The 3,778-nt window shown below is 76.0% G+C and carries 3 protein-coding genes and 1 pseudogene; all 4 read left to right on the forward strand.

All coding sequences use genetic code 11. The features are described from left to right. Nucleotides 1–1,020 (forward strand): AAA family ATPase (locus tag HLB15_RS22885; RefSeq protein WP_171108982.1); only part of this gene is annotated, 1,020 nt, incomplete at its 5' end. Further along, nucleotides 1,017–2,297: a GlnX family signal transduction membrane protein gene (locus HLB15_RS22890; RefSeq protein ID WP_171108985.1), complete on the forward strand. Its 1,281-nt coding sequence runs from the start codon at nucleotides 1,017–1,019 to the stop codon at nucleotides 2,295–2,297. The genes HLB15_RS22885 and HLB15_RS22890, both read left to right, overlap by 4 nt. Next, nucleotides 2,294–3,316 (forward strand): glutamate ABC transporter substrate-binding protein, encoded by a 1,023-nt coding sequence (locus tag HLB15_RS22895; RefSeq protein WP_171108987.1) that lies wholly within the window; start codon nucleotides 2,294–2,296, stop codon nucleotides 3,314–3,316. Before HLB15_RS22890 ends, HLB15_RS22895 begins: the two co-directional genes overlap by 4 nt. Continuing rightward, nucleotides 3,313–3,778, forward strand: a pseudogene (locus HLB15_RS22900) (hypothetical protein); the annotation flags it as partial. The gene HLB15_RS22895 and the pseudogene HLB15_RS22900, both read left to right, overlap by 4 nt.

Genomic DNA, 3,778 nt, shown 5'->3' on the forward strand with positions numbered 1-3,778 from the left:
GCGGCCCGCGGGCGCGAGGCGGGCACGGCGGGCCCGGGCGGCGGCCCCCGCACCGCCCGGCCCGTACGGGCGCCCGGCACGGTCTCCCAGGACACGGACTCCTACGGCGCGTCCGCTGCCGGACCCGACGCCCTCCCCGCGACGTCCGGCACGGCCGAGGTGGACGGCACCGCGACCTCCGAGCCCCCGGCCCGGCCCCTGTCGGAGCTCCTCGCCGAGCTGGAGGCGCTGGTCGGCCTGCGCTCCGTCAAGACCGAGATCCGGCAGCAGACCGAGCTGCTCCGCGTCGAGCGGCTGCGCCAGGAGGCAGGCCTCAACGCCCCGACGCTCACCCGCCACCTCGTGTTCGTGGGCAACCCCGGCACCGGCAAGACGACGGTGGGCCGCCTCGTCGCGGGCATCTACCGCGCGCTCGGTCTGCTCGAGAAGGGGCACCTGGTCGAGGTGGACCGCTCGGAGCTGGTCGCGGGCTACCTGGGCCAGACCGCGGAGAAGACCACGGCGGTCGTGCAGCGGGCCCTGGGCGGCGTGCTGTTCATCGACGAGGCGTACGCGCTGGCGGAGGACCAGTACGGGCGCGAGGCCGTCGACACGCTCGTCAAGGACATGGAGGACCACCGCGACGACCTCGTGGTGATCGTGGCGGGCTACCCGGGGCCGATGGCCCGGTTCGTCGGCACGAACCCCGGGCTGGAGAGCCGGTTCTCCCGGACCATCACGTTCGAGGACTACTCGGCCGACGAGCTGCGGCAGATCTTCGCGAGCATGGCGCGCGCCGCCGACTTCGCGCCCGAGCAGGCCACGCTGGACCGCTTCGACCGCCTCGCGGCCGAGCAGGCCCGCGGCGAGGGCTTCGGCAACGGGCGCTGGGCACGCAACGTGCTCGACGCCGCGATCGCCCGGCACGCCTGGCGCCTGCGGGACGTTGACCGACCGACGCTGGACCAGCTGCGCACGCTGGTCCCGGAAGACCTGGAGGATGTCGTGGACATCGGTACCGACAGCGGGGGCACCCCGTGACGGCGCCCGCACCGGCCGCAGCGCCCGCCCGCCCGGCCGGCCGGTTCTCCGCGGGGCTGTCGAGCACGCCCGGCCGGCTCGCGCTGGCCACGGCGGTCGCGGTCGCCGCCTGCCTGCTGCTCGCCGTGACCGGCTTCCTCGCAGGCAGCAGCCAGGCGAACGCCCTGCAGGACGCGCAGCGCGACGCCGCGCAGCTCGTCGGCATGCAGGAGCTGCGCAACGACCTCGTCTCCGCGGACGCGACCGCGACGAACGCCTTCCTCGTGGGCGGCCTCGAACCGGCGGACGCGCGCGAGCGGTACGAGGCCAGCCTCTCGGAGGCCGCACGCTCCCTTCCCGAGCTCGCCGCCACCGCACGCGGCACCGGCGAGGCCGACGACCTGGCCACGGTGTCCGACTCCGTGCAGCGGTACGCGGGGCTGGTCGAGTCGGCGCGCGCGAACAACCGGCAGGGCTTCCCCGTCGGTGCCGCGTACCTCGACCAGGCCTCGGCCGCGCTGCGCACCGAGGTGCTGCCCACGCTCGACGAGGTGGCCGTGTCCACCTCCGAACGGGTCGACGCCGACATGGGCGCCGTCTCCCTCGCCCAGCTCCTGCTCGTGCTGGTGCTGCTGGCGCTGGTCGCGCTCGCCGTCGTCCAGGTGTGGCTCGCGCGGCGCACCCACCGGGTGCTCAACACCGGGCTCGCCGCGGCGAGCGTCGCGCTGCTCGTGGGCGGCGTGGTGACCGCCGCCGCCGTGCTCGGCGGCAACGGCGTGGCACGTTCCGTCGCGAGCGGCCCGTACGCGGCCACGGTCGCGACGTCGCAGGCGCTGTCGCTCGCCACCGACGCCAAGTCGATGGAGTCGTTCACGCTCATCAAGCGCGGGTCGGGCGCGGAGTTCGAGGAGTCCTACCAGGCGTCGCTCGCCGAGGCGGCCGACCTGCTCGACAGCGCGGCGTCCGCCGGCGAGGACGGCGGCTCCGACCTGCGCGGCCTGCTCGACGCGTGGGACACGGAGCACGGCGCCATCCGCGAGCTGGACGACGCCGGCAGGTGGGACGAGGCCGTCGAGGCGGCCACGTCGACCGCCGACGACTCGGCGGGCGCCGCCTTCACCGCCTTCTCCGACGCGGCGCACGCCGACGTCGAGGCCACGAGCACCGCGGCGGTCGACCGGCTCGGGTCCGCGGCGACCACCGCGCGGGTCGCCGCGTGGATCGCCCTGGTGCTCGGCGTCGCGGGTGCCGTCGCCGCGGCGGCGGGGATGAACGTCCGTCTGAAGGAGTACCGATGAGAACCCGCGCAGCCCACCGACCGCTCGTCACGGCGCTCGTGGCGCTCACCCTGCTCGGCACGACGGCCGCGTGCGCGCCCGAGCCCGCGACGCACCTGCTCACCGGCGCGGCGGGCGCGGGATCGGTGGCGCAGGAGCCCGCGCAGCGCTCGGCCCAGGAGGCCGCGCCGCGGATGGAGGGGCCCGCGACCGAGGCCCCGGCGGAGTGCGCCGACGGCAGGCCCGCGGTCGCCTCGCTGGAGCCCGGCGGGTCCCCCGAGGTGTCCGCGGGATCGACCATGGCCGCGATCCGCGACCGCGGGGTGCTCCGCGTGGGCGTCTCGTCCGACACGCTGCTCATGGGGTCGCGCAACCCGTTCTCCGGCGAGATCGAGGGCTTCGACATCGACGTGGCCCGGCAGGTCGCCGACGCCCTGCTCGGCGACCCGGAGCGGATCCAGTACCGCGTCATCACCTCGGGCGACCGCGAGCGCGTCCTGGCAGAGCACGACGTCGACATCGTCGTGCGCGCGTTCACGATCAACTGCGAGCGCTGGGAGAACATCGCGTTCTCCGCGGAGTACTACCACGCGGGGCAGAAGCTGCTCGTGCGCTCGACGTCGGGCGTCGCGGGCGTCGACGACCTCGCGGGGCAGCGCGTGTGCGCGCCCGACGGCACGACGACGCTCGAGCGCCTGCGGGAGTGGGAGGGCGTCGAGGCGGTGCCTGCCGCCACGCACACGACGTGCCTCGTGCTGTTCCAGCAGGGCGCTGTCGACGCGATCACGGGCGACGACACCGTGCTCGCGGGCTTCGCGGCACAGGACCCGTACGCGAAGGTCGTGGGCTCCGCCGTGAGCGACGAGCCGTACGGCGTCGGCATCCCCGCCGACCAGGCCGACATGGTGCGGTTCGTCAACGCCGTGCTGGAGGACATGGTGGACGGCGGGCAGTGGACGGCGTCCTACGAGCGCTGGCTCGGCGACGCGCTGGGCCCGGCCCCCGCCCCGCCGGAGCCGGTGTACGGGCGGACGCCGTGAGCCGCACCCCGCGCGCGCCGGCGCCGCCGGGAGCGCTCGGCGTGGCGGCCGAGCCCGGCGAGCTCATGACCTACCTCGCGGACCTGCAGACGTGGCTCGACACGCGCAGGGCCGACCTCGACCGGCTCGACGCGGCGGCCCGCCGGTCGGCGGTCGACGGCGTCACGGCCGACGTCGTCCTCGCGCTCACGCTGTGGCAGGCGGTGCGCACGCGCGCCGACGAGCTGGTCGCGGTGTGGGACTCGGGCCGCGCCGACGCCGTGGACCGCGAGCGCATGTCGCAGCTCGTGTGGGGCCGGCTGGGCGGCGACCCGGCGACGTCCCTCCTCTCGCTGGTCGACGCGGCGCGCCTGTGCGACGCGCAGGCGGACCAGCTCGCGGCGCGCCTCTCGTTCGACCCGCACGCGGCCGACGTCGCGGCGCGCCTGCGCGCGGTGTCGGCAGGCATCGTCCGCGCGGAGG

It is taken from the genome of Promicromonospora citrea, assembly GCF_013004695.1.
GTDB lineage: Bacteria > Actinomycetota > Actinomycetes > Actinomycetales > Cellulomonadaceae > Promicromonospora > Promicromonospora citrea.

Coding starts and splice junctions, on each gene's coding strand:
- HLB15_RS22895 (WP_171108987.1), top strand. CDS start 2,294: ATGAGAACCCGCGCAGCCCACCGACCGCTCGTCACGGCGCTCGTGGCG.